Genomic DNA, 25,635 nt, shown 5'->3' on the forward strand with positions numbered 1-25,635 from the left:
AGTCACAGCTTCTTGAAGTAGCGGGAGATCGGCATCCGCACGAACCCGGCCCGCTCGTAGGTCCGGCGCGCCGGTGCGTGCCCGGGATCGCCGCCGGTCTCCACCATCGCCAGCGCCATCCCGTTGTCGGTGAACCACCGCAGCGCCTGCGAGGTCAACAGCGACCCGATGCCGCCGCCCTGGTGGTCCGGGTCGACGGCGATCATGTAGACCTCGCCCATCTTCTCCCGCTGGTCGAGGCGGGCCGCCACGAACCCGGCGACCACCGTGTCCAACTCGGCGACCCAGACGTGCATCCCCGCTGTGTCGCACGCCCCCCGCACCGCGCGTTCCTGGCCGGAGCGCCAGTCCGGATGCATCTGGGCGTAGACGCCGGAGTCGCCGAGCACCCCCTCGATGGAGGCGAACACGGGCGCCCAGGCCCGCAACGACAGCTCCACCACGGCATCCTGGTCCCGTTTCTCGAACGGCCGAACGATCGCGTGCATTGCCTCATCGTCGCATCGGCCCGACATACTTGCCGTCATGCTGCCTTGGGATGCCGAACTCGCCGGAAGACTCGACCGCAACACCATCGACTCCACACTGCTGCGGGACAACCCGCTCGGTGACCCGCACGAGCGGCCGCTGTGGGTGTACGTCCCTCCGGGCTACCCGGACAGCCCCGGCGCCAGGTATCCCACGGTGTACGTGATCCAGGGCTACACCGGTCATGTGTCGATGTGGGCCAACCGCACCCCGTTCCGCCGGCCGTTCCTGGAGACCGCCGATGCCGTGTTCGCCGACGGCCGCACCCCCGGGTGCATCGTGGTGTACGTGGACGCGTGGACCGCGTACGGCGGCTCGCAGTTCGTGGACTCGCCGGGGACCGGCCGGTACCACTCGTACCTGTGCGAGGAGATCGTTCCCTGGGTGGACCGGCACTACCGCACCATCGCCGACCGGGAATCCCGGGCGATCGCCGGCAAGTCCTCGGGCGGTTTCGGCGCGATGATCACGCCGATGCTGCGGCCGGACCTGTTCGGCGCGCTGGCCACGCATGCCGGGGACAGCCTGTACGAGCTGAGCTACCTCACCGACTTCGGGAACGCGGCCCGCGCACTGCGGGAGTACGACCACGACATCATGCGCTGGTGGGCGGATTTCCGCTCTCGCCCGGCGTTCACCAGGCAGCACGACGCGACCTTGCTGAACATGCTCGGGGTGTCGGCCTGCTTCTCGGCGCACCGGGACGGCACGCCCGAGCTGCCGTTCGATCCGGTGTCCGGTGCCCCTCGGCCGCGGCCGTGGCAGCGCTGGCTGGACTGGGATCCGGTGCGGATGGTGGCGCGGCACGCCGACGCGGTGCGCTCGCTGCGCGCGGTGTGGATCGACGCCGGCACCTGGGACGAGCACTATCTCGACCTCGGAGCGGAGGCGTTCCGCGCCGAACTGGCCGCGGCCGGGTTGCCCGAGGACCGGGTGTACTTCGAACTGTTCGACGCGGGCCACGCCGCGATCGACTACCGCTACCCACTCGCACTGGCCTGGCTGGCCGACCGGTTGGCCCGCTGAACGGTCCCGGCACCTGCCGCTTCGCGGCATGAGCGGACACTCGCTCGCCGATCACCGGGTCAGGGCGAGTAGCTCACCGATCACCGGCTCCGGACCACCGTAGGTGAGGTGCGCGATGGCGGCCATCGGTGCGATCACCCGACTCCAGGCATACAGCCTGTCCCCGTCGAGCCCGCACGCGGTCGCCACCCGCTGGCAACGGGCCTCGACACCCTCGTGCCCGGCACCGTCCACCACGTAGTCGACGGCGTCGAAGCACGGATCGCCTATGCACGCCTTCGGATCGATCGCGACCAGACCGCGTGACGGGCCGCCGTCCAGGGCGTTGCCGAGGTGCAGATCGCCGTGCAGCAACACGAGCGTGGTCTGCGTGTCCAGCAACGTCTCACAGCGTCGTATCGTCCGCTGCCAGGCGGCCCGGTCGATCCGTGCGCCGACGGCTGGTTCGGACAGCCGCCGGCCGATCCGACCGAAGGCCTCGTCGCACCGACCGCGCAGATCCCACGGCCACAGGGCGGGCGGAGCCACGGCGTGGAGTGCGGCAAGCAACTCTCCCCACCGCTGCGGCAAGAACGTCGGTGGCATGCCTTCGGCCTCGGTGCCGGGCAGGACCTCCTCCAACACCATCGCCCCGGCCTCCACGTCGGTGGACAGTACGGCCGGTACCCGACCCGATGGCGCGAACACGCGCAGCATCTCCACTTGCTTGGCCAACAGTGCCCGATCCGGACTGAGTTTGAGAACCGCCGGCGTTCCGTCAGGCCATTGGCACCGCATGACAAGAGAGGAGGCTCCACTCTCGAACAGCTCACCGAGCACGAGTCCCCACCGGGAGGCCAGCCGCCCCGCGAGAATCGGGATCTCAGCGAGCCACCCCTCGGCCTCGGAACCGAATCGACCCACCAACCGCGCGCTCACGTCGCCCATGTCCACCAGCGGTAGTGTGCACCCGCATGGGCCGCGCGTCCCAACTGTTTTGGTCAACGAGACGTCACCGTGCTCAGGTCGACGGGGGCCGGGGTGACCCGAGGATCCTGAAGCCACGGACCCTCCCTGTCCACCACCCCCGGCGCAGCGCGACCCCGCAGCCGAGGGCGAACAGCGCCACGGCGTACGCGGTGGTCACCGGGTCGAAGCCGACTACCACCACCACACCGAGGCAGCAGGCCAGCAGCCTGCCGAAGGTCCGCGCGGTCCTGGTCGCCGCCACTCTGGCGAACACGACCGCGGACAGGATGTAGAGCAGGAAGAAGTTCTGCCCGGCGACGCGGAACATCGTCCTCGGCGAGAGGAAGCCCGCCGCGGACACGCCGACGACCAGCAGGAACAACGCGGTGGCCGCGACGACGGCGCGGCGCGGGGTGGCGCCGCCCCCGGACAGGACCGACAGCGGCCTGGGTAAGACGCCCGTACCGGCACTGGAGAAGATCAGCCGCGAGGCACCCCACATGGCGCCGACGAGATTTGCCGCCAGGATGAGCACCCCGAGCACGGAGACCAGGGACGCGGCGGTCGGCGAGATTGCGACGCGGAACAGCTCGGCGATGGGCGCGGTTTCGGTACGCGGGGAAGCCGGGTCCAGCACCGCCTGCACGCCTGCCGCGAGCAGCAGGTACACGCCGACCACGATGACGAAGCTGAGCCCGACCACCCGAGGGAAGTCCCGCCGCGGATCGCGGTACTCCCCGACGGTGAACGCGACGATCTCCCACCCGGTGAATCCGAAGAAGACGATGCCCACCACGGCGAAGGCCGCGCTCCAGCCCTCGACACCCAGGTCCGGTGCGGTGAACTCGGCCACCGGGCTGGACAGACCCACCACCCCGACCGCGGCCAGCGCGAGGGTCAGCACCGTCGCCAGCACGGCCTGCACCCTCGAGGACAGCACGCCACCGCCGAGCAGCACCCCGGCCCCGAGCAGCAGCAGGGCGATCGCGCCGATCCAGGCGGAACTCGCCGGCCAGCCGAACACCGCGGCGAGGTAGGCGCCACCGCTGAGGGCGATCGCCGGCATACCGAGGCCGAAAGTGCCGATCAACACGACCTCGACACCCGCGGCGCCGACCCTCCCGAACGTGGCCCGCACGAAACCGGCGACGCCACCCGCGGAGGGGTAGGTGGCTCCGAGCCTGGCGAAGACCGCGAGCAGCGGAACGGTGATCAACACCGCCAGCAGCCAGCCGAGGAAGGCACTGTTCCCGGCTTCCCGCAACGCGGCACCGGGCAGCGCCAGTACCCCACCGCCGATGACGGTGGTGATCGCCAGCGCGACCGCGGGCCCGAGACCGAGATGGCGGGTCAGCTCCGCGGGAGCTTCGGCGGCCACCAGCTGGCTGCTGGACTCCCCGGATCGCATGGGGCCGACCCTGGCACGGAAAGACAATTCAGAGAAGCGACAAGTTCTTAGTGGAACACGGTAGCGTTGCTTACATGAATTTCGACCGGCTCCAGGTGTTGCACGCGGTCGCGATCCACGGCTCGGTCAGCGCCGCGGCCGCGGCGCTGACGATGACGCCGTCGGCCGCCTCCCAGCAACTGGCCAAGCTCGAGCGTGAGGTCGGGCAGAAGCTCCTCGAACGGGAGGGCCGCGGGGTCCGGCTCACCGACGCCGCCTCCCGCCTCGCCGAGCACGCCGAGCGCATCCTGACCCTGGCGGAGGAAGCGAAAGCCGACCTCCAGGGCCGCCACGGAGCGGTGTTCGGAACGCTCGGTATCGCCGCGTTCGCCACCGCGGCGCGCGGCCTGGTTCCGCGGGTGATGACCGAGCTCAGGCGGACGTACCCGGAACTCACGGTGCACCTGCACGAGCGGGAGCCCGGGGACGCCATCGCGCTGGTGGACCGGGGAACCGTGGACATCGCCGTCGCGCAGGACTGGTCGCCGACGCCGTTGACGTTACCGGCGAACCTGACCAGGACGATGCTGTTCGAGGACCACGCCGACCTGGCGCTTCCGCTCGACCATCCGCTCGCCACCCGCGACGTGGTGGAACTCGGCGAGATCGCCGGGGAAGGCTGGATCAGTTGGCCGCACGGATCACTCTGCCACGAATGGCTCGTCCGGACCGTGCGGCACAGCGGCGTGGAGCCGCGGATCGCGCACACCGTGGCCGAACACCCCACCCAGCTCGCGCTGGTCGCCGACGGTCACGGCGTGGGGATCGTGCCGCGTCTCGGCCGTGGCCCGGTGCCCAGCGGCGTGCGCCTCGTGCCGACCCGACCCGCGCTGACCCGCCAGATCTACGCCGTGTGGCGGTCCGGAGCCAGCCGCAGACCGTCGATCACGGCGGCGCTGCGGGCACTCGGCAGGCCGGGGACGGCCCCTGGCGAGCACACGGGCGCGAATGACCGCGCTGGTTCCGGCGATCGGGCGGCCTGCTGAGCGCCGAGCCACCTGGCGTTCCTGATCAATGAACCGCCACGAGCCGTTCTGCGGACAGCCCATTGACCTCCACCTAAGTTGAGGTAGCAGGCTTACTCGTATGACCTTCACCGAGACCGAGCACCGGTACCTCGCCGAGCAGGCACTGGGCAGGCTGGCCACCATCGGCACCACCGGTACGCCGCAGAACAACCCGCTCACCTACCGGGTGAACACGGACACCGGAACCATCGACATCGGTGGTCCCCACCTCAGCGAGTCCCAGAAGTACCGCAACGTCCAGGCGAACCCACAGGTATCCCTTGTCGTCGACGACATCACCGCCGAACCGGTGGGCCCCGGCGGCCAACGCGGGCGTGGCATCGAGATTCGCGGCGTCGCCGAGATCCTGCACGGCGTGCCACCGCTGATGGAGGGCTTCAGCGACGAGTTGCTGCGCATCCACCCTCGGCGGATCGTGGCCTGGAACCTGGACGGGCCGGGGCCCAACGCCCGCGACGTCCGTACGGGAACGGCCAACACGCGGACGTAGACGGCAAACTCGCGGATGTGGGCGGCAAACACGGCTCGACCGGGGCGCGGGTCGGGTGTCGGTGGGGTGTGGGACTCTCGCTCCATGCGGATTGCGACCTGGAACGTGAACTCCATCGGCGCCCGGCTACCCCGGCTGCGTGCCTGGCTCGAATCAGCGGCACCGGACGTGCTGTGCGTGCAGGAACTCAAATGCGCCGATGACGCGTTCCCGCGGGAACAGCTGGCGGAGCTCGGCTACGAATCCGCCAGCTACGGGCTCGGCCGGTGGAACGGGGTGGCGGTGCTGTCCAGGATCGGGATCGAGGACGTGACCCGCGGGCTGGTCGACGAGCCACGGTACGAGGAGGCCACCGAACCCAGGGCGATCGGCGCGACCTGCGGCGGGGTGCGGGTGTGGTCGGTCTACGTGCCGAACGGGCGCGAGCCGGAACACCCGCACTACCAGTACAAGCTACGTTGGCTGGAGGCGCTGCGCGCGACCGTGGCCGCCGAGACGGCGGCGACGGACAAGCCGTTCGCGGTGCTGGGCGACTTCAACATCGCCCCCACCGACACCGATGTCTGGGACATCTCGCTGTTCGCCGACTCGACCCACGTCACCGAGGCCGAGCGTAAAGCCCTCGCCGTGCTGCGCGACGCCGGGCTCACCGATGTGCTGCCCCGGCCGCTGAAGTACGACCACCCCTACACCTACTGGGACTACCGAGCACTCGCCTTCCCGAAGAACCGCGGTATGCGCATCGACCTGGTCTACGCCGACGCCACGTTCGGGGCCGCGGTCGGCGACGCCTACGTCGACCGCGAGGAACGCAAGGGCAAGGGCTCATCCGACCACGCCCCGGTGGTCGTGGACCTGGAGTTGTAGCCCGTCGCTACTCGCCGCGGGCCTGCTTGTGCAGGCGGCGCAGGGTGCGCACGGCCAGTACAGCCCGTTCCCGATCCACCGCCTGCACGGCGACCACCGAGTAGTACTCGTCGTCCGGCAGCTCCAGCCGGGCGAACGAGGCGCCGTCCGGGAAGCTCACCGACAGCACCTCCGCCCAGGAGAACCGCCGGGTGGTGAACACGTTGCGCACCTCGATGCCCTCGGTGTCGGCGCGCACCCGTGGCCGGGTGAACAGCATCGTCGCGCCGGCGAGCAGGATCCCGATGCCGATCATCGCGACCTGGTCGCTGGCCTGGAAGATCACGCCGGTGTCGGAGTCGCGCAGCAGCATCGCCACCGTGACGAACACGGCCAGCAGCACGACCGCCAGCGGGGTACACATCCAGACCACCCGCCGCGGGCGGAAAAGCACCTGATCCTCGGTCACGGTCGCCACCATCTACACGAAACCCCGCTCATTCCACGGCTGGCGCAGCCCACGCAGTACCTGCGCGGTGTCCAGCGCCGCGACGGTCGCCTCCCTGCCCTTGTCCTCGACGGACTCCGGAAGGCCGGCCCGTTCCAGCGCCTGCTGCTCGGTGTCACAGGTCAGCACGCCGTTGCCGACCGGCGTGCTCTCGTCCAGCGCCACCCTGGTCAGCCCGGCCGTCACCGCGTCGCACACATACTCGAAATGCGGGGTGCCACCCCGAACGACCACCCCGAGCGCCACCACGGCGTCATGGGTGCGGGCCAGCGACTGCGTCACCACCGGCAGTTCGACCGCGCCCGCCACCCGGACCACGGTCGGTTCCTCGGCGAGTTCGGCCGCGCGCGCCGCCTTCAGCGCGTTGTCCAGCAGGCTGTCGGTGATCCGCGGGTGCCAGCGGGTCACCGCGATCGCCAACCGCAGTCCCGCGCAGTCGGCGAGGTCCGGCTCGGTCTCCGGCCGCCCTGCACCGCTCATGCCCCGGCTCCTTCTCGCTCGGCGTCGCCCGCGGAACTCACGCCTCGGCTCCTACTCCCTGCGCTCCTCGGCCCGCGGGCCGGACCTGCGATGCTCGCTCGGCGTCGCCCGCGGAACTCACGCCTCGGCTCCTTCTCGCTGCGCTCCTCGGCCCGCGGGCCGGACCTGCGATGCTCGCTCGGCGTCGCCCGCGGAACTCATGCCTTGGCTCCTTCTCGCTGCGCTCCTCGGCCCGCGGGCCGGACCTGCGATGCTCGCTCGGCGTCGCCCGCGGAACTCACGCCGGCCCACCATTGCGTAGCTCACCCATCTCCGCACCGACGTCATCGACGTGTTCGAGCTGGGCCAGCTCATGTCCCATCCGGTCCCGCTTGGTCTGCAGGTACCGCAGGTTCTCCGGGTTGGGTGAGATCGGCAGCGGGACCCTGCCTGCGATCCGCAGGCCGTAGCCCTCCAGCCCGACCCGCTTGGCCGGGTTGTTGGTGAGCAGCCGCATCGACCGCACCCCGAGGTCGCACAGGATCTGCGCGCCGGTGCCGTAGTCCCGCGCGTCGGCGGGCACGCCGAGGGCCAGGTTGGCGTCCACGGTGTCCGCGCCGTCGTCCTGCAGTTGGTAGGCCTGCAGCTTGTGCAGCAGGCCGATACCGCGACCCTCGTGCCCGCGGATGTAGAGCACGACCCCCCGCCCCTCGGCGGCGACCACCCGCAGCGCGGCCTCCAGCTGCGGGCCGCAGTCGCAGCGCAGCGAGCCGAACACATCCCCGGTCAGGCACTCCGAGTGCACCCGGACCAGGATGTTCTCCCCGTCGCCGATGTCGCCGTACACGAAGGCGATGTGCTCGATCCCGTCCAGCAGGCTGTCATAGCCGACCGCCCGGAAGGTGCCGGCGGAGAGCGGGATCCGGGCCTCGGCCACCCGCTCGACCTGGCTCTCGGTACGCCGCCGGTAGGCGATCAGGTCGGCGATGGTGATCAGCCGCAGATCGTGGTCGGCGGCGAAGACCTCCAGCTCGTCCCGGCGGGCCATATCGCCCTCGTCCTTCTGCGAGACGATCTCGCAGAGCACCCCGGCGGGGGCCAGCCCGGCCAGCCGGGCGAGGTCCACGGCGGCCTCCGTGTGCCCCGGCCTGCGCAGCACGCCACCGTCCTTGGCGCGCAGCGGGACGACGTGCCCTGGCCTGCGGAAGTCACCCGCGGTGGACTTCGGGTCGGCCAGCAGCCGGATGGTGTGGCAGCGGTCGGCGGCCGAGATCCCGGTGGTGATGCCGTCGGCCGCGTCCACGGTGACGGTGTACGCGGTCCCGCGCTGGTCCTGGTTCGAGTGGTACATCGGCGGCAGGTCGAGCCGGTCGCAGTCCGGACCGGTGAGCGAGGTGCACACGTAGCCGGAGGTGTAGCGGACCATGAACGCCAGCAGCTCGGGTGTGGCTTTCTCCGCCGCGAAGATCAGGTCGCCCTCGTTCTCCCGGTCCTCGTCGTCCACCACGATGACCGGCCGGCCGGCCTTGATGTCCGCGATGGCCAGGTCGATATCCCCCGGGTCCCCTTCGGCGCCCACCTCCGCCGGCTCCGCGACCGAATCCACTGTCTCACTCATGACCATTCCTCCGTACCCCCATGATGCTCCTTGGCCTGGCCGGGTAGGTGTGCGGAGGCCAGTTTCTCAACGTACTTCGCCAGTACGTCTACTTCGAGGTTGACCAGATCGCCCGGCTCGCGCCGGCCCAGCGTGGTGAGCTCGAGGGTGGTCGGGATGAGTGCCACCTGAAACTCCTCGGCCGAGGTGGCAGCCACGGTCAGCGACACGCCGTCCACCGCGATCGAACCCTTCTGCACCAGGTACCTGGACAGCGCGGGCGGCATGGCGAAGGTGGCGAGGCCCTGCGGGTCCCGGGTAAGGAACACCCCTGTCCCGTCCACGTGCCCCTGCATGATGTGGCCCCCCAGCCGCTCCCCGACGGCCGTCGCCCGCTCCAGGTTCACCCGATCCCCCACCTGCACCTTCGCCATGCCGGAACGCTGCAACGTCTCGTCCACCACGTCGACGCCGAACTCGCCCCCGGCCACGTCGACCACGGTCAGGCACACCCCGTTCACGGCGATGGAGTCCCCGTGCGCCGCGTCCTCGGTCACCCGAGGCCCGCGTACCGTCATCCGCGCCGCGTTCGGTAGCTGCTCGACGCCGGTAACCTCGCCGAGCTCCTCGACAATGCCGGTGAACACCAAACTACTCCTCTCCGGCGCGGGCCGGTACGGCGGAGATCCGCACGTCTTTTCCACTCATGGTGACCCCTTCGACCGCCCAGCGGTGTGCTTCGGTGATGGTCGACACGCCCGCGTCGCCGAGTGCCGTCGGACCCGCGCCGAGCAGGGCAGGCGCGACGAAGGCGAGGATCCGGTCGATCCGGCCCGCCGCGGCGAATCCGCCGGCCAGTCGCGGCCCGCCTTCCAGCAGCACATCCACCGCCCCGCGCTCGGCGAGCTCGGCGAGCACCACATCCGGGTCGCGGGTACGCAGCATCGCCGTCGGGGCCACCGCGTCCAGCACCCGCGCGCCGTCCGGGACCGTGCCGGTGCCGACCACGACCCGCAGCGGCTGGTGATCGGCCTGGTGGCCGCCGGGGGTGCGCGCGGTGAGCGCGGGGTCGTCGGCGCGCACCGTGCCGGTGCCGACCACGATCGCGTCGGCCTTGGCCCGCACGGCGTGCACCTCGGTCCTGGACTCCGGGCAGGAGATCCACCTGCTGGTCCCGTCGGCCGCGGCGGCCCTCCCATCGAGGGTGGCCGCGTACTTCCAGGTCACATGTGGCCGCCCGGTGCGCGCGTAGTGCAGCCAGGCACGCAGCGGACCCGCCTCGACCTCGCCGGCCAGCAGGCCACCCTCGGCCTCCACCCCGGCGGCGTGCAGGGCCTTCGCCCCGCCCCCGGCGACCGGGCCGGGGTCGGCGACGGCGTAGTGCACGGCACGCACCCCGGCCGCGACCAACGCGTCCGCGCAGGGCGGAGTGCGCCCGTGGTGCGCGCAGGGCTCGAGCGTCACCACCGCGGTCCCGCCCAGCGCGCGCAGCCCGGCATGCCGCAGCGCGACCACCTCGGCGTGCGGACCGCCGGGCGGCTGGGTGGCGCCCTGCCCGGCCACGACCCCCTTCTCGTCCAGGATCACCGCCCCGACCGGTGGGTTCGGGCTGGTCCAGCCGCGTGCCGACTCGCTCAGCGCGATGGCGGTCCGCATGGCCCGCTCCAGCCGCGCACGTTCGTTCATCGCCCCGGCGTCCGTTCCTCAGCGCCCCGCGCGCGCGGCCTGCGTGCGCAGCGCCGCGACGGCGCGGCCGGGGTCCTCGGCGCCGTAGACGGCCGATCCGGCCACGAAGCAGTCCACTCCGGCCTCGGCCGCCCGCTCGATGGTCTCGGTGTTGATCCCGCCGTCGATCTCCACCAGGACCCGCAGGTGCCCGGTGTCCACCAGCCGCCGCGCGGTGCGCACCTTCGCCAGCACCTCCGGGATGAAGGACTGCCCGCCGAATCCGGGCTCCACGGACATCACCAGCAGGGTGTCGTAGTGCTTCAGCACCTCGAGGTGGTCCTCGAGCGGGGTGTCCGGCTTGATCGACAGTCCCGCCTTGGCGCCCGCCGCACGCAGGTCCTTGGCGAGGCGGACCGGGTCATGCGCGGCCTCCGCGTGCACCGTCACGTTGTACGCGCCGGCCTCGGCGTAGCCCGGCGCCCACCGATCCGGGTCGTCGATCATCAGGTGGCAGTCCAGTGGCACGTCGCTGGCCTGCAACAACGCTCGTACAACCGGCAACCCGAGGGTCAGGTTGGGGACGAAATGCCCGTCCATGACGTCCACGTGCACCCAGTCCGCCCGCTCCTCCCCGGTGCCGGCGACAGCGGTGATCTCCTCGCCGAGGCGGGCGAAGTCGGCGGAAAGGATGCTCGGTGCGATCAGTGGTCGATGGGACACGGCCGCAACCTACCAAGACCGCCCCCGCCAGGAGGTGAGCAGGCGCTCAACCGCGCGGGCGCTCCCCCAGGACAGGCTGACCCCCTCCCCGCCGTGCCCGTAGTTGTGTACCACTCTCGCCGACCCGACTCGCTCCTCCTCCAGCCGGGCGGCCTCCCGCCCCGGCCGCAACCCGACCAGGTGGCCGAGCACCTCCGCTTCGGCGAATCGCGGCTCGATCCGCGCGCACCGGCGCAGGATCCCCTCCGCGACCTCCGGGTCCGGCTCGAGACTCCAGTCGCCCGGCTGGCTGACCCCTGCCAGCAGCACCCGATCGCCATGCGGGAAGAAGCCGGTCCACTCGGTGGAATCCACGGCCTCGATGTAGAAGTGCTCGACGCCGGGGTTGCGCACCACCACGTGCTGGCCGCGCACCGGCCGCACCCGCGGGTCGCCTGCCAGCCGCCCTGCGGCCACCCCGGTGCAGTTGACCACCACCGGCGCCGCGGCGGCCGCCTCGGCAAGGTCACCCACCGCCCGCCGCCGCAGCTCCGCACCGGCCTCCGCCAGGCGGGTGCCAAGAAAGTCCAGGTAAACCGGCAAGTCGATCATCGGAACCCGGGCCCACAGACCGGTGCGCATGCCGGGTGGAAGCTCATCCGGGCGACACGGCCGCATCTCGGGCAGTTCGGCGGCCCACACGGGTTGCTCGTCCGAAAGGTCGGACACCTCGAGTCCCCACTCCGGATGCACCCCGGTGCCCTCCCGCCCGGCCAACGCGGACAGCTCGGCGAGGGTGACCCGGCTCCACTCGAGATCACGTGGAGTGAGCCCGGGTACCCACACCCCACTGGCCACCGCCGAGGTGGTTTCGGCGGGCAGCCGCTCGGCCCACACCCGCACCCGGTGCCCGGCTTCGGCGAGACATACGGCAGTACTCAGCCCGATCACGCCGGCGCCGAGTACCAGCACGTCGGGACGGGTTGCGCCGGCAGGTTGACCGGCAGATCGACCGCGCATGCGGCCACGCTATCGAAGGGTGTACGCACCGCAGTTGGGAAACGGACACCATCGCGTTACCGGGAGATGTGCCACACACACCGTGGACCCCGACCCGACTGTGCAGCACGCACAACTGCGCGCGGGCGGGCGCTCCTACCGTGGACGGAACGGTTACGGAGAGGAGTCCGCCGACATGGGCCGGTACCGAGCGTCCTTCGACATCGGCGGCACCTTCACCGATGTGATCGCCTACGACGAGGAAACCGGACACTACGTCGCGGGCAAAGCCGCGACAACCCCGGAGGACCTCACCGAAGGCGTCTTCACCGCGCTCGACTCGGTCATCGACTCGGCGGGGGACATCTCCTTTGCCGTGCACGGCACCACCCAGGGCCTGAACACGCTGCTGCAGCGGCGCGGTCCCCGGGTACTCCTGCTGGCCACCGCGGGCGCGGGGGACACGTACCACATCGCGCGGGGGCCGCGGACCCGCCTGTACGACCTGCACTACCGCAAGCCGGAGCCGCTGGTCCCGTTGCGGGACATCGTCGAGGTCGGCGGGCGGATCGGCGCCGCGGGCGAGGAGCTCGACCCGCTGGACGAGGCGGCCGTGCGCGCCGCCGCCCGCCGGTACCGCACGGAAGGGTTCGGCGCGATCGCGGTCGGCTACCTGTTCAGCTACGCCAACCCGGCACATGAGCGGCGCACCAGGGAGATCCTGCGCGAGGAGCTGGGCGACGAGGTCACCATCTCCCTCTCGCACGAGGCCGCGAAGGAGTGGCGCGAGTACGAGCGCACCTCCTCGGCCGTGCTGGAGGCCTACACCGGCCCGGTCACCCAGCGGTACCTCGCCAGCCTGGGGTCCGACCTGCGCGAGCGCGGCCTTTCCGTGCCGCTGCACGTGATGCAGTCCTCCGGCGGCATTCTCACCGCCGAGTCCGCACGCGACCATCCCTTGCAGACACTGCTGTCCGGTCCGGTCGGCGGCACCATGGGTGGTGTCGCGCTCGCCGAGCACCGCGGGCGGCGCAACCTGATCTGCGTGGACATGGGGGGCACCTCCTTCGACGTGTCCCTGGTGATCGACGGCCGGCCGGACATCTCGGCCGAGGCCAAGATCGAGGGCCTGCCCATGTTGATGAGCGTGGTGAACATCCACACCGTCGGCGCGGGCGGCGGGTCCACGGCGTGGATCGAGGCGGGGGGCCTGCGGGTCGGGCCGCAGTCGGCCGGTGCCCATCCCGGGCCCGCGTGCTACGGCCGCGGCGGCACCGAACCCACGGTGACCGACGCGAACCTGGTACTCGGCCGGATCATCCCGGAATGGTTCGCCGGCGGGGAGCTCGCGCTGGACGCCGCGTCGGCCGAGGTCGCGATCACCCAGCTCGGCGAGCGGCTCGGGCTGGATCCGGTGCCGATGGCCGAGGGCATGTGCGACGTGGCCAACGCCAAGATGGCGCAGGCGATCCGCACGATCACCGTGTCCCGCGGAGTCGAGCCGCGCGAGTTCGACCTGGTCGCCTTCGGCGGCGCCGGGCCGATGCACGCCGCCTTCATCGCCCGTGAGCTGGGCATCAGCGACATCATCGTGCCGCGGTTCCCCGGCGCCTTCTCCGCCTGGGGCATGCTGCAGGCCGAGATCCGCAAGGACTTCTCCGAGCCGTACTTCTACCGGGACGCCGACCTGGACACCGGGCACATGGCCGTGCAGTTGCACGCCATGGCCGAGCGGGCGCTGCGATCACTGGACAGCGAGGGCGTCCCGGAGGCCAACCGTCGCGTCGCGCATGCCGTGGATGTGCGGTACGTGGAGCAGGAGTACACCCTCACCGTCGACCTGATCGACGCCGGCGAGCCGCGCAGGGAGGACTTCCGCGAGGTGCTCGCCAAGCGGTTCGGGCAGTTGCACGAGACCCGCTACGGCCACGCCAACCCGGGCGCCCCGATCGAGCTGGTGGTGCTGCGTACCACGGCGCTCGGTGATCTCGGGCGCGCCGAGACCGAACGGTTCCAGCCGATGAGCAGGCACGGAGTCCCGTACCGGGCGCGCGAGGCCGTGTTCAACGGCGAGAAGCAGTACGCCGCCGTGGTCCGCAGGGAGGACCTGGCCGCTGGGCACCGGCTGGACGGGCCGGCCGTGGTGGTCGAGGCCACCGCGACCACGGTGGTTCCACCCGGATGGAGCCTTTCGGTCGACTCCGTCGGTTCGCTCGTCGTGCGAGACAGGGAGCAGCAATGACCAGGCAGCACACCGCGGACCCGGTCGTCGTGGAGATCATCCGCAACGCGCTGTCCTCGGCGGCCGAGGACATGAACGCCACGCTGATCCGCTCGGCGTACACCCCGATCATCTACGAATGCGGTGACTGCGTGGTCGCCCTGCTGGACGACCGGCACCAGGTGCTCGGGCAGTCCGCCGGGCTACCGATCTTCCTCGGCAATCTGGAGACCTGCACCAGGGCCACCGAGGAGAGGTTCGGCAGGGAGATCTGGCGACCGGGCGATGTGTGGATCCTGAACGACAGCTACCTCGGCGGCACGCATCTCAACGATGTCACCATTTTCGGCCCGGTGTTCGTCGGTGCGGAACTGGTCGGGTTCACCGCCACCCGCGCGCACTGGATCGACGTCGGTTCCAAGGATCCCGGCGGGTCGATGGATTCGGTGAACATCTTCCAGGAAGGGCTGCGCCTCGGACCGCAGAAGCTGATCGACGGTGGCGCCGAGGTGCACGGGGTGATCGACACGATCGCCACCAACGTGCGCTTCCCTTACCCCACCACCGGCGACATGCACGCGATGATCGCCACCATCCGAATGGGACAGAACCGGCTGGCCGAGATCGTGCAACGCTGGGGACTGGACACCCTGCGCGCCGCGCGAGACGAGATCTTCGCGCAGACCGAACGGATCGAGCGCGAGGTGATCGACGGCATCCCGGACGGGATCTACCACGCCGAGGGATTCCTGGACAACGACGGGATCGAGCTGGACAAACCGATCCCGGTGAAGTTGCGGATCACGGTGTGCGGGGACAACATCGAGTTCGACGTCACCGAGTCCGCCGACCAGGCCGAGGGACCGGTGAACTGCGGCACCGCACAGGCGGTCGCAGCCTGCCGGGTGGGCTACAAGCTACTGGTGAGCCCGGACGTGCCGGGCAACGGCGGCTCCTTCCGGCCGCTGACCGTGCAGGTGCGCGAGGGCTCGGTGTTCGGCGCGCAAGCACCCGCCGCCTGCCAGTGGTACTTCTCCCACCTCGGCCTGCTGATCGATCTGGTCGCCAGGGCACTCGCGCCGGCGATGCCGGAGAAGGTGGCCGGAGCCAGCCACGGCGACTCGATGATCGCGCTGTTCGCCGGGCACGACCCGCGTACCGGCAGGGATTACGTGAGCCTGGAGGCAACTCTGGGCGGCTGGGGCGCGTGGCAGGGCTCGGACGGGGAGAGCGCACTGATCAACAACGTGAACGGCTCGCTGAAGGACCTGCCGATCGAGGTGGTGGAGACCTGCTACCCGATGCGGGTGATCGACTACCGGATCAGAACGGACTCCGGGGGCTCCGGCCGCTGGCGTGGTGGCAACGGGGTTGTCCGGGAGTACGTTGTGCAGCACGACTGCACGGTCTCGCTGTGGTTCGAACGCTCGGTGACCCCGGCGTGGGGCCTTTTCGGCGGGCAGGAGGCCAAACCCCCCGAGGTGACCATCAACCCGGGTCGGGCGGACGAGCGCAGAATGCTCAAATGCAACGGTTACCGGCTACGTGCCGGTGACGTGGTTCGCTGCATGACCGGTGGCGGGGGTGGCTTCGGCGACCCGTGGGAGCGCGACTCCGCCGCCGTGCAGGCGGACGTCGCCGATCGGCTCATCTCCGCCGAGCAGGCGACCGAGGAATACGGCGTGCCCATCGAAGCAGGCCCGGAACCGACGCACTCACCGCGTGGTGAGTCCGAGTAACCAGCGATGTGACGACTTGACCACTCTCGAACTCGACGATCTGCTGAACGAGATGCGCGGACGCCACTGGGCGTTCCACTACTTCGGGCTGCGCGACGACCCGAAGGCGATCGGCGCGGTGTACGACTGGAGTACCTGCGCCGACGTGGTGATCCTGCGGGATGAGGACGACGCCACCGCGTTCCGGGTTCCGACGTTCCCGGACACCGATGTGTTCGCACCGGAAATGGTGTCCTGGCAGTACCACGCGGCGGCGATCTGGACGCTGCGCGCCGTGCTGACCCTGCCCCGGCCCGGTGCGCCCGGCGCACCGATCGGCCTGCTCGCACCCGCGGAGAAATGCACCGTACCCCAGGACTGGCGCCGCCCCATGACTGTTCACCCCTGAACATTTCGCCACGGGGGATTCATCACCGTATCGGCCTGGTTTCCGCGTTACCACGCCGATTCTCGCCACATTTCTTTAGCGCCGCAACTGCCCGAGCGTGCTCGCACTCCGTCCTGTCCACTATGGACATGGCCGGCCGAGACCGGCAGGCGACGCCGCTCCATCATCACCCGATTGTGACTCGAACATACGGTCGAGTATACGGTATGGTGAAGCCGTGAGCAGGAGTTTCGGCATCGACACCTCCCGCATGGGCGAGGAGGAACTACTGGCCGCGCTGGGCGGCCGCACCACCGCCGGGCGGCGGGGGTATCGGGATGTGGCCGTGTTGGCGCGGGAGATCCTGCGCATCAACGCTTATGACGCCCGGCAACGGGTGGCCCACGCCCGGGCAGTGGTGGCCCGGCACGGCCCCACCGGTACCCCGCTGAAGCCGGACCTGCCCGAGGTGGGTGCCGCCGTGGCGGAGGGCGCGATCGGGCCCGAACATGAGGAGGCCATCCGCGCCACCATGGCCAGGTTTCCGCGGCCGGTGAGCCTGCCCGACCGGGAACACGCCGAGGCGCTGCTGACCACAGCCGCCCGGGAATACGAACCCCACACCGTGACCGCGCTGGGGCGAGAGATCGTGGCCCGCCTGAACCAGGACGGAAACCCACCCACCGAACACCACCTGACGCGGCCCACCCGGTTTCTGGACTGGCGCGACACCCAAGGTGGACGCCTACGCGGCACCTTCGAGTTGGATGCCGAGACCGCGGCGTTGGTGACCGGCCTGATCGAACCCCGCGCCAAGCCCCACAGCAGCCCCGAGGAACCCGACCGGCGCAGCAAACACCAGCGGCAAGGCGACGCGTCCGCCGACATGCTCCGGGCCGCGGCCCGATGCCCGGACGACGGACCCACCGAACCCGGCGAACCCGTCACCGTCATGGTCTCGATCACCCCGGACGACCTCAAACACGGCACCGGCCACGGGCTCCTGCACGGGCAGGAATCGCACTCCGCCACCCAGATCCGGCGCATAGCCTGCGATACCTACGTGGCGCCCGCCCTACTGGGCAGCACCGGCGAGATCCTGAACATCGGGCAGAAACACCGCACCATCCCCCTCACCATCCGCCGAGCCCTGATCCTGCGAGACAACGGGTGCACGTTCCCCGACCACCGCCGCAAACCCAAACAATGCCAAGCACACCTGATCTTCCGGGCCAACGGTGGCCCGACCGCACTACACAACCTGACACTGCTATACCCCCATCATCACCACAACCTGATCCACCACACCGAATGGCACATCCGCATCCGCAACGGACTCCCCGAATTCATCCCACCCACCTTCCTGCACCCGAAACGAAAACCCAGACGCAACCTCCTCCACCGCGCTGAGGTCAACGATTCCCAGTCGCCCGCGCCGTAGGTGATCGGGCCGGTCAAGGGGAACCTCTCGGTGGTCGTCCGAACTCAGCAGCGGTACAGCGAACTCGGATGCACCACCTGGCAGTATCGCACGTGCAGATGGTTGTCGTGGTTGGCGTAGTGGGTGGTCAGTCCTTCCCGGATCAGCTCAGGGTCGTTGAACAGGATGAGCTTGACGTGCCCGGGAGCGCTCGCCCGGATCCGCTGCACCAGTTTCCTCGTCGCGGCCCGGTTATAGGTCGAGGAACGCCAGGTGATCCGGCCGGCCGTGCATTGCGCCGAGTCGGAACGGATCGGCCAGACGTCGACGTCCAGCCCGACCTGGTGGCTGGAGTGCCCGCTGAGGCTCCCGCCGTGCTCCCGGGAGATATCGCCGAGCGGAACCCGCCCCTGCCCGGTGTCACCGAACCGGCGCGCGGCCTCCTCGAGTTGACCGACGGCGGCGCCGGTGCCCCAGTTCACCCTGCCGTTGCCGTCCGGATCCTGATCGCACAGCCCGGCCGAGAAATCCGGGTAGTCGTAGTGCCACAACAGGTTCCGCCAGGTTACCGGTCCGGTGACGCCGTCGACGCCGATCCCCGCGTGGCGCTGGAAGTCCAGCACCGCCGAACGGGTGGCGGAATCGTAACCGCCGGAAACGGCCAGGCCCGCGTCGTCCTTCGCGTTGAGCTGCGCCTGCACGGCCCGTACCGCGTCCCCCTGATCACCCTGCCGGATGGTCACGGTGAGCGCGCCCCAGGTGTTCGGCCCGACGATACCGTCCACCCCGAGCCCCTCCGCGGCCTGGAAGGCGCGGACCGCCTCCTCGGTGCCCGAACCGAACACCCCGTCCGCCTCGACCTGCTGCCGGTGCTGCCGCAGCAAATACTGCGCGGCCAGCACGTCCACCCCGCGGTTGCCCTTGCTCTGGGTGGGAACGAACGCGCCGGAAAACGCGTGTGCCTGCCCGGCAAGTACCACCGATCCGGTCAGCAGCAGCACCGTCATGGCAAGTCGAAACAACGCTCTCATGGATCGAGCACCTCCTCCGGTGCGGGCACGATAAGCACCGTCGGCGCTCGGGTTCCAGGATTGGTGCCGTCCTTCCGCCGGGCACATTCGAATGTTGGGAAAATGTCAGCGAATCGGGGCGCGTGCCGTTCACGGGAGGCGACCGACGCGCGGCAGGAATCGTCCGGTGCTCGCGGCGTATGCGCGGTAGGCATCGCCGTGCACGGCGATGAGGTAGGGCTCCTCCACCACGCGAACCTGAATCTGGATCGCGGCCACCAGACAGGCCAGGCCCGCCACCGCCACCGGGTTCGGCGCGAGCAGTAGCAGGCCGAGCGCCGCGCTGACCATGGCGGTGAAGATCGGGTTCCGGGCCAGCGCGAAGGCGCCCGCCGTGACCAGCGCGGTGACCTCCCGCTGGTCGACGCCGATTCGCCAGGAGGTACCCATGTTCCGCTGCGCGAGCAGGGTGGCGAGGATCCCGGCTCCGGCGAGCACCAGACCGACCACCGCCACCGCCTGGTGATCCAGGAAGGCAAGTGGCGCGAGCACACCGGCCAGCTGCACGGCCGGCCCGGCCGGCCCCAGGACCAGCGCGAGCGCGAACAGTGCCCCGCCCCACCATTCCGTCGACCCTGGCCGCCCGCGCACGCCCCGGAAGCCGGTCTCACCGGTGCGGCGGTACTGCTTCAGGCCGCGCAGCACGAAGGCGGCCAGCACGTACACGGCATACAACGTCAAGGCGACCGCGGCCACGGCCCACTCCCATCAAGATTCGGCTAACTGTTCAGCTCTTGCTGTTATATCATCCTCAGCTGTACTGTTCAGCCATGAGCGAGAGTAGCGAGCGCATGCGGCCGCCCGCCGTCGCCCAGCCGGACGGCTGTGCCGATGACCGCTGTGCCGATGACCGCTGTGCCCCGCGGGAGGCGGTGCGCACGGCCGCACTGTCCCGGCGGGTGCGGCTGCTGGTGGCCGCGACCATCACCTACAACCTCATCGAGTCCGTGGTCGCGATCTCCGCGGGGGCGGTGGCGGGCTCGACCGCGCTGATCGGATTCGGCCTGGACTCGGTGATCGAGGTAGCCTCCGCCACGGCGGTCGCGTGGCAGTTCTCCGGGGCCGATCCGGCGGCTCGGGAGCGCACCGCGCTCAAGGTGATCGCGGTGTCCTTCTTCGCGCTGGCCGCCTACGTCACGTTCGAGTCGGTCCGCACGCTGGCCGGGTCGGCCACGGCAGAGCACTCGACCGTAGGGATCGTGCTGGCCGCCGTATCGCTGATCGTCATGCCGCTGCTGTCGCGGGCCCAGCGCAGCGCCGGGCGGGGACTCGGCTCGGCCAGCGCGGTCGCGGACTCGAAGCAGACGATGCTGTGCGCCTACCTGTCCGGGGTGCTGCTGGTCGGGCTGCTGGCGAACAGCCTGTTCGGCTGGTCCTGGGCCGATCCGATCGTCGCGCTGGTCATCGCGGCGGTGGCGGTCAAGGAGGGCCGCGAGGCCTGGCGCGGCAACCACTGCTGCTGAGCCGCACGACCGTCATGTCGACGCCATGAACGACGGCAGCCACCACTGCGACGTGCTCGTCGTCGGCGGCGGGTTGGCCGGGCTGACTGCCGCCACGCGGTTGGCCCGCGCCGGTGCCGACGTCCGGGTACTGGAAGCCGGTTCCCTGGCCGGCGGCCGGGTACACGGTGAACGTGTCGGGCACGGCACGCCGGACACCGGAGCGGAGTTCCTCGGGCGAGGGCATCGGGCCTTGCGAGCACTGCTGTCCGAGGTGGGCCTGCGAACCCGCCCCGCGGGGTTGGGCAGCGCGCCGATCCGGTGGCGGCTGCCCGACGGCGACCGGACCAGCCTCCTGGCTCCCGCACCGGCGGCGGAGCTACGGCGGCTTGACGCCGCGTGGTGGCGGCTGCGGTGCCAGGCTCTGGCGCTGGAGCCGGACAGGCCGTGGGACTCCCCGGGACACGTCGCCTCGACACCGTCAGTCTCGACGAATGGCTCGCCCTGCACGAGGTGGCCGGGCGGGGGCGAGAACTCACCGCGGCACTCGTCGAAGGGTTCGCCACCCGTCCGCTCGACGAGCTGTCCGCCGCGCACGCCGCCTGGTGGATTGCCGCCGCGGGAGGGCTGGTCGCCGTACCGCTGCCGGCCCTACGGCAACTGGCGCTCTCCCCGCCACCGTCCTCGGCCTTCCGATCCGCCATGCACGCCATGACGTACGGACGAGCCAGCAAGATCGTCGCCACCGTCACCGGCGACCCGCCGGTACGGCACCGAGCCGTGCTGGGTGCAGGCCCGTTGGCGATCGCGTGGCGGCACGGGTCCACCCTCGCCGGCATCGGTATCACCGACGACACCGCACCCGCGGCGCTGGCGAGCGATCTGGCCACCGCGTTCGGTCTCGATCCTGCCCAGCTCAACCATTCGGCCTGCACGAACTGGACCGAGCATCCGCATATCGGAGGTAGCCATCTGGTCCACACGCCCGGGCAACTCACCCAGCACGCGGCGGCCCTACGGTACGCCGACCGCCGTGCCAGAGTGCGCTACGCGGGGGCGGACTTCAGCGGCTGGCCCAACTCCATGGAGGGCGCCGTACGATCCGGGCAGGCGGCCGCGACCGGCCTGGTCAGTTCGCGCCGTGCCGGGTGGGCGCGCTGAGCCAGGCGTAGCTGGCCAGGTGCACGGCCAGCCGTTGCTCGGGAGCGTCGAGGTCGATGCCCGCGGCCCTGATCCGCTCCAGCCGGGCCCGTACCGTGTTGCGATGCAGGCCGAGCCGCTCGGCCGCCTGGCCGGTGGATCCGCCGCAGTCCAGCAACGCACCCAGCGTGGCGACCAGGGCGGGCCCGTCGGCGCCGCCGATCAGGCCGGCAAGCGCGACCTCGGCCACCGCGGCGACCTCGGCGGTCGGCAGGCAGGCCAGCACGACCCGGGGACCGAGCTCCTCGAACAGCTCCACCGCCCCGGCACCGCCGCGGATGGCCATCGCCGCGGCCAGTTCCGCCTCGCCGAGCGAGCGGCGCAGCCCGCCCAGCGCCTCGCCTCGGGCACCGACGCCTGCCGCCAGCGGCACCGGGCCGGTCGGCCGGTCCAGGTGCCGGCGCAGGGTGGCCGCGACGGCGGGGCAGTCCGCCTGTTCGCCGGTCCACCAACTCACCCAGCCGCGGCCGAGCGGCACCAGCGGCTGCTCGGGGAACGCCTCACGCCAGGTGGCGAGCACGCCGGGGGTCGCGGCCTCGACATCGGCGTCATCGGTCGCCGGTCGCAGGAACACCGCGACCTGCCCACCGTCGAGCCGCCAGCCCAGCTCCGCCGCGGCCTGCTCGGCGTCCTCGGTGGCCTGGTCGTCCTCGCCGTTCCCGGCGTCCGCCGCCTTCCCCGCGCCGCGCCCGAGCAGGCGCTCGAGCAACAACCGCTCCCTGGCGGCCTGCTGCGCCAGCAGCAGGCGGGACCTTGCGACCGAGGCGGCCAGCGGGGCCCGCGCCAAGCGCAGGATGGTCTGCACCACCTCGGCCCAGGAAGGCGACCACACAGCCAGCTTGGCGACGAGCACGGCCCACGGCCTGCCGTCCGGGCCCGGTACCGCCACCCGCACCTGCCGCGAGCCGGAACGGGTGGCAGTCGCCTGCCCCACCAGCGGATGCCCGTCCTCGGTCCGCAGTGCCACGCTCACCCCCGGCACCTCCGCGTTGATCACGCCGACGATGCCGCGCGGGGTGGAACGCTCCCCGAACAGGACCGCGCACCGGGAAGTCAGCTGGGCCCGTGCCGCCTCGGGGCTGGCGATCGCGGCGGCCAGTTCCAGCGCGTACCCGGCCGGGTCCTGGTCCACCACGAACAGTGGCAGCCGCAACCGCTCGGCGAGCAGCACGGTGGATCGGGTCTCGGCGACCCCCGCGGGTGCGACCACGCAGGATGCCGTGCGCTCCCATGCCAGGCGCAGCGCGGACTCCACCGCCCAGATCCCGTGCGCCGCGGCATGGTGCACCACCACCGCGGAGTTCGGCTGGCACTGCCGAACCTGGTCCAGCTCGCTGACCAGGGTGACCGCGGAGACCTGCTGGTCGATGTTGCCGTTCACCAGCGCACGTGCCTTGCCGAGCGGGCCGTAGCGGACCAGCTCGGCGACCGTCAGGACCTCGGGTACCCGGATCCGGCTCGTACTCACGACGTGGGTTTCCTCCCTGGGTGCTGGACCGGGAAACCGAAGGCGCGCGGTCCCGCCAGTGCCAGGCCTTCCGCACTGTGCCACACCGGCGCGGCGGGCACGACCAGCACGTCCACGTGGTCGCCGATCGCCACCCGCTCCAAACCGATGATCCGCACCTCCTGCCGGTCGAGCAGGCACAGCACGTCCGGCACCGCCGCGGCCACCGCACCGTCGATCACCGCGAGCAGCAGTTCGTTCTGCGCCTCCAACCGGATCAACCGTCCCGAGCTGTGCGTCTCGTGCACCACCACACTGGTCGGGGTGGCCGGGTACCCCGCCTCGGCGGGCCGGGTGCCGTGGCCGAGCTCGACCACCCTGCCGCTGCCCAGCCTTCGCGCGCGCAACGTCCGCTTCAGCCCGGCCAGTACCGCGCCGTGGTCGGCCGCGGTGCGCAACAGCTCGCCGACCCGGACCAGCCTGCTCACCGAACCCCGGATCGCCCCCGCGCGGAGTTCGGCGACCCGGCAGGAATGCATGGCGCACAGCATCCAGCCACCCGCGGAGTTCATCGCCGCCCGCATCAACCGCTCGGCTCGCACCGGGGCGGCGTCCATCGTGATCCGGTCGCCGATCGCGCTGGCCGCGGTCAACGGGGTCAGCGGGATACCCGCCAGCGCGTAGCTGGTCTGGTGGATCAACGGGAAGATCCGGCCCATCCCGTCACAGTCCAGCAGCGGTAGCCCGAGCGAGGCCGCGGCCGCCACCGGGAACAGGGCGTTCACCAGCGCGGCGTTCAGCGGCATCACCGCACCCAGCTTCTCGCCGAGCCGGTCCTCCAGTGCGCGCACGATCGCCTCCGGCTCGTCCCCCACCGGCGGCAGCTCGGCTGTCGCGGCGGGCGAACCAAGGATGCCGATCGCCGCGGTCAGCGTCTCGCCGTCCACCTCGTCCAGGCCGAGCAGGGGCACCGGACCGTTGCGGCGCAGCAGTTCGTCCACCCAGTCGACCAGCGCGTCCATCCCGGTGTCCGAGGCGGAGGACACCAGCAGCCGGGCGCCGGCCACGTAGGCGGGCAGGTCCTCGGCGGAGAGGGTGTTCATCCGCCCTCCCCCTGTCTCGGGGCGCCGCTGGCGCGTACATGCAGCCGGTAGGTGCCGCTGCGGATGAACGGCAGCGAGTAGGCCACCGACTCCACGATGCGCTCGCGGCCCGGCTGCGCCCCGCCCGCGGCCACCATGGTCAGCGCTCGTTGCTCAGCCTCCGCGAGCTGCCGGCGCAGTTCCTCCGGGGTGACCGCGTCGATCATCAGGTCGAGCCACGCGCTCGGCTCGGCACCGGCCGCGCCGACCGCACCGGGATCGGCCGCGCCGTCCAGCAGCACGGCACGGCGGCCGGTGTCCGCGCCGAGCCGGTCCGCCAGCGCCCGCGTGTCCTCGTGACCGTCCACGGCACCGGCGGCCACCGCCAGCACGACCGCCGCGCCGGGGTCGTGCTCGGCGTAGGCCGCCACCGTGGCGGGCGCGGTCCGCGCTGCGGTCGTGGTGAGCACCGCCTGCGGTGCGGCCAGCCGGACCCCGCTCGGACCCGGTAGGTCCGCGGCCACCTGCGGCAGGCCGTCGTGCACCCGGCCCACCAGCGCCGTCCCGGTATCCGCGATCATGATCAGCGCGTTCGACCGCTCACTCAGGATGGACGCACCGAGCAGCCCGGCGGCGCGCTCGGCGCCGAGCCCGAGCACCGGCAGGGAACGCAGCCGTTCCGGGGACATCCGGCCGCCGTCACCGGTGGCGAACCAGCAGCTCGGCGGGCCGGGCAGCGCATCGGTCGCGCGGACGCAGCGCCCCGCGATCTGCTCGGCCGCACCGAGCAGGGCCGCGTTCAGCACGGTCGCCGCCTCCCGCTCCAGCAGGCCGATTCCGCCGACCTCATGGGAAAGGCACACCCGTAGCCGCGGGCAGCGGCCGAGCACCCGCTCGGCGACGGCCCGTTCGTGCTCGGCACAGCTGACCGCTCCGGTGGCGGTCACGACCAGCACCGCGGCCGACCCCGGCGCGGCGTCCTCCACCGTGCCGAACGGCTCCACCAGGCGCAGCACAGCCGGGATGTCCAGCTCGGCCAGCTCACCGCCGAACAGGTCGTGCCCGCCGGTGGCGTGCCCACGCCAGTTCACCAGCGAACGCACCAGGGCCGAGGGGTGGTCGGCGAGCGAGCAGGTGCGCGCGGGCCTCGGTTGCAGGCGCAGCGCGGCGACCCGGCGTACCGGCGGGTACAGCGCGGCGTCCAGCAGCGCGGACACGTCCCAGGTCACCGCGTCGATCCGCCCGGGGGCGGCCTCGGCGAGCTCACGCAGCAGCCCGGACAGGGCGCGGTGCGGCGCCGCGCCCAGCCGCGCGGTGCCTGCCGCGCGTAGCCGGCCCTCGACCAGCAAGGCGCCGTGCGCCTGCTCTCCGCCGAGCCGTACCCCGATCCGCACTCGTGTGCCT

Annotated in this window: 25 protein-coding genes and 1 pseudogene; 11 read left to right on the forward strand and 15 right to left on the reverse strand. The window is 71.3% G+C overall.

The window, feature by feature from the left end; all coding sequences use genetic code 11:
- Positions 1-2: 2 nt before the first annotated feature.
- Positions 3-488: a GNAT family N-acetyltransferase gene (locus tag FB471_RS29885; RefSeq protein WP_142003068.1), complete on the reverse strand. Its 486-nt coding sequence runs from the start codon at positions 486-488 to the stop codon at positions 3-5.
- 37 nt (positions 489-525) lie between these two features.
- Between FB471_RS29885 and FB471_RS29890 the strand changes: the two genes are divergently transcribed.
- Positions 526-1,554: an alpha/beta hydrolase gene (locus FB471_RS29890; protein ID WP_142003070.1), complete on the forward strand. Its 1,029-nt coding sequence runs from the start codon at positions 526-528 to the stop codon at positions 1,552-1,554.
- Positions 1,555-1,605: 51 nt separating this feature from the next.
- Here FB471_RS29890 and FB471_RS29895 read toward each other — a convergent pair whose 3' ends face one another.
- Positions 1,606-2,481 carry an aminoglycoside phosphotransferase family protein gene (locus FB471_RS29895; RefSeq protein ID WP_142003907.1) on the reverse strand — a complete coding sequence of 292 codons (876 nt, stop codon included), beginning with the start codon at positions 2,479-2,481 and terminating at the stop codon, positions 1,606-1,608.
- Between the two features lie 73 nt (positions 2,482-2,554).
- The gene (locus FB471_RS29900) at positions 2,555-3,910 is read right to left on the reverse strand and encodes an APC family permease (RefSeq protein WP_142003072.1); all 1,356 of its coding nucleotides are present in this window, start codon (positions 3,908-3,910) and stop codon (positions 2,555-2,557) included.
- A 74-nt stretch (positions 3,911-3,984) separates the two neighbouring features.
- On the opposite strand from FB471_RS29900, the gene FB471_RS29905 reads away from it, so the two are divergent.
- The 3 genes from FB471_RS29905 to FB471_RS29915 all read left to right on the forward strand — a co-directional run bounded on the left by FB471_RS29905 (position 3,985) and on the right by FB471_RS29915 (position 6,334).
- Complete coding sequence (locus tag FB471_RS29905; protein ID WP_142003075.1) at positions 3,985-4,935, forward strand: LysR family transcriptional regulator; 951 nt, start codon at positions 3,985-3,987, stop codon at positions 4,933-4,935.
- Between the two features lie 100 nt (positions 4,936-5,035).
- On the forward strand, positions 5,036-5,467 hold the full coding sequence (locus FB471_RS29910) for a PPOX class F420-dependent oxidoreductase (RefSeq protein ID WP_142003077.1): 432 nt from the start codon (positions 5,036-5,038) through the stop codon (positions 5,465-5,467).
- An 84-nt stretch (positions 5,468-5,551) separates the two neighbouring features.
- Positions 5,552-6,334, forward strand: a complete 783-nt coding sequence (locus FB471_RS29915; RefSeq protein WP_142003079.1) for an exodeoxyribonuclease III — start codon at positions 5,552-5,554, stop codon at positions 6,332-6,334.
- Between the two features lie 7 nt (positions 6,335-6,341).
- On the opposite strand, the gene FB471_RS29920 is transcribed toward FB471_RS29915, so the two are convergent.
- The 7 genes from FB471_RS29920 to FB471_RS29950 form a co-directional block, all read right to left on the reverse strand.
- Positions 6,342-6,794 carry a PH domain-containing protein gene (locus tag FB471_RS29920; protein WP_142003081.1) on the reverse strand — a complete coding sequence of 151 codons (453 nt, stop codon included), beginning with the start codon at positions 6,792-6,794 and terminating at the stop codon, positions 6,342-6,344.
- Positions 6,795-7,301 carry a 6,7-dimethyl-8-ribityllumazine synthase gene (gene ribH, locus FB471_RS29925; protein ID WP_142003083.1) on the reverse strand — a complete coding sequence of 169 codons (507 nt, stop codon included), beginning with the start codon at positions 7,299-7,301 and terminating at the stop codon, positions 6,795-6,797.
- Positions 7,302-7,578: 277 nt separating this feature from the next.
- Positions 7,579-8,898, reverse strand: coding sequence for a bifunctional 3,4-dihydroxy-2-butanone-4-phosphate synthase/GTP cyclohydrolase II (locus FB471_RS29930; protein ID WP_246076791.1), 1,320 nt, complete (start codon positions 8,896-8,898; stop codon positions 7,579-7,581).
- Positions 8,895-9,524 (reverse strand): riboflavin synthase, encoded by a 630-nt coding sequence (locus FB471_RS29935; RefSeq protein WP_142003085.1) that lies wholly within the window; start codon positions 9,522-9,524, stop codon positions 8,895-8,897. Before FB471_RS29935 ends, FB471_RS29930 begins: the two co-directional genes overlap by 4 nt.
- A 4-nt stretch (positions 9,525-9,528) precedes the next feature.
- Positions 9,529-10,563 (reverse strand): bifunctional diaminohydroxyphosphoribosylaminopyrimidine deaminase/5-amino-6-(5-phosphoribosylamino)uracil reductase RibD, encoded by a 1,035-nt coding sequence (gene ribD / locus FB471_RS29940; protein WP_142003086.1) that lies wholly within the window; start codon positions 10,561-10,563, stop codon positions 9,529-9,531.
- Between the two features lie 18 nt (positions 10,564-10,581).
- On the reverse strand, positions 10,582-11,250 hold the full coding sequence (gene rpe / locus FB471_RS29945; protein WP_142003909.1) for a ribulose-phosphate 3-epimerase: 669 nt from the start codon (positions 11,248-11,250) through the stop codon (positions 10,582-10,584).
- A 24-nt stretch (positions 11,251-11,274) separates the two neighbouring features.
- Positions 11,275-12,264, reverse strand: a complete 990-nt coding sequence (locus tag FB471_RS29950) for an FAD-dependent oxidoreductase (RefSeq protein ID WP_142003088.1) — start codon at positions 12,262-12,264, stop codon at positions 11,275-11,277.
- A gap of 175 nt (positions 12,265-12,439) precedes the next feature.
- Between FB471_RS29950 and FB471_RS29955 the strand changes: the two genes are divergently transcribed.
- The 4 genes from FB471_RS29955 (at position 12,440) to FB471_RS29970 (ending at position 18,011) form a co-directional block, all read left to right on the forward strand.
- Positions 12,440-14,485: a hydantoinase/oxoprolinase family protein gene (locus FB471_RS29955; protein ID WP_142003090.1), complete on the forward strand. Its 2,046-nt coding sequence runs from the start codon at positions 12,440-12,442 to the stop codon at positions 14,483-14,485.
- Positions 14,482-16,203 (forward strand): hydantoinase B/oxoprolinase family protein, encoded by a 1,722-nt coding sequence (locus FB471_RS29960; RefSeq protein ID WP_142003092.1) that lies wholly within the window; start codon positions 14,482-14,484, stop codon positions 16,201-16,203. The genes FB471_RS29955 and FB471_RS29960 overlap by 4 nt, the downstream gene beginning before the upstream one ends.
- Before the next feature lie 16 nt (positions 16,204-16,219).
- Positions 16,220-16,591 carry a hypothetical protein gene (locus FB471_RS29965; RefSeq protein ID WP_142003094.1) on the forward strand — a complete coding sequence of 124 codons (372 nt, stop codon included), beginning with the start codon at positions 16,220-16,222 and terminating at the stop codon, positions 16,589-16,591.
- A gap of 217 nt (positions 16,592-16,808) precedes the next feature.
- On the forward strand, positions 16,809-18,011 hold the full coding sequence (locus FB471_RS29970; protein WP_142003096.1) for a DUF222 domain-containing protein: 1,203 nt from the start codon (positions 16,809-16,811) through the stop codon (positions 18,009-18,011).
- A gap of 44 nt (positions 18,012-18,055) precedes the next feature.
- Here FB471_RS29970 and FB471_RS29975 read toward each other — a convergent pair whose 3' ends face one another.
- Both FB471_RS29975 and FB471_RS29980 read right to left on the reverse strand, forming a co-directional pair.
- A complete protein-coding gene (locus tag FB471_RS29975) occupies positions 18,056-19,021 on the reverse strand; it encodes a penicillin-insensitive murein endopeptidase (protein ID WP_142003099.1) in 966 nt (321 codons plus the stop codon).
- Positions 19,022-19,150: 129 nt separating this feature from the next.
- Positions 19,151-19,756: a methyltransferase family protein gene (locus tag FB471_RS29980; protein ID WP_142003100.1), complete on the reverse strand. Its 606-nt coding sequence runs from the start codon at positions 19,754-19,756 to the stop codon at positions 19,151-19,153.
- A gap of 74 nt (positions 19,757-19,830) precedes the next feature.
- Between FB471_RS29980 and FB471_RS29985 the strand changes: the two genes are divergently transcribed.
- From FB471_RS29985 to FB471_RS35595, 3 genes and pseudogenes are all read left to right on the forward strand, one after another.
- Positions 19,831-20,523, forward strand: a complete 693-nt coding sequence (locus FB471_RS29985; RefSeq protein ID WP_246076792.1) for a cation efflux transmembrane domain-containing protein — start codon at positions 19,831-19,833, stop codon at positions 20,521-20,523.
- Positions 20,524-20,548: 25 nt separating this feature from the next.
- Positions 20,549-20,896 (forward strand): annotated as a pseudogene (locus FB471_RS35590) (FAD-dependent oxidoreductase); the annotation flags it as partial.
- 53 nt (positions 20,897-20,949) lie between these two features.
- Positions 20,950-21,663 carry an FAD-dependent oxidoreductase gene (locus FB471_RS35595; RefSeq protein ID WP_281287456.1) on the forward strand — a complete coding sequence of 238 codons (714 nt, stop codon included), beginning with the start codon at positions 20,950-20,952 and terminating at the stop codon, positions 21,661-21,663.
- Here the strand turns inward: FB471_RS35595 and FB471_RS30000 are convergent.
- Genes FB471_RS30000 through FB471_RS30010 form a run of 3 tightly spaced genes read right to left on the reverse strand, consistent with a single transcriptional unit; the run spans position 21,632 to position 25,625 of the window.
- Positions 21,632-23,170, reverse strand: a complete 1,539-nt coding sequence (locus tag FB471_RS30000; protein WP_246076793.1) for a PucR family transcriptional regulator — start codon at positions 23,168-23,170, stop codon at positions 21,632-21,634. The two genes, FB471_RS35595 and FB471_RS30000, sit on opposite strands and share 32 nt — an antisense overlap.
- Positions 23,167-24,252, reverse strand: a complete 1,086-nt coding sequence (locus FB471_RS30005) for a DUF917 domain-containing protein (RefSeq protein WP_142003107.1) — start codon at positions 24,250-24,252, stop codon at positions 23,167-23,169. Before FB471_RS30005 ends, FB471_RS30000 begins: the two co-directional genes overlap by 4 nt.
- Positions 24,249-25,625 carry a hypothetical protein gene (locus FB471_RS30010; protein WP_142003109.1) on the reverse strand — a complete coding sequence of 459 codons (1,377 nt, stop codon included), beginning with the start codon at positions 25,623-25,625 and terminating at the stop codon, positions 24,249-24,251. The genes FB471_RS30005 and FB471_RS30010 overlap by 4 nt, the downstream gene beginning before the upstream one ends.
- Positions 25,626-25,635 lie beyond the last annotated feature (10 nt).

Source organism: Amycolatopsis cihanbeyliensis, from assembly GCF_006715045.1.
Taxonomy (GTDB): domain Bacteria; phylum Actinomycetota; class Actinomycetes; order Mycobacteriales; family Pseudonocardiaceae; genus Amycolatopsis; species Amycolatopsis cihanbeyliensis.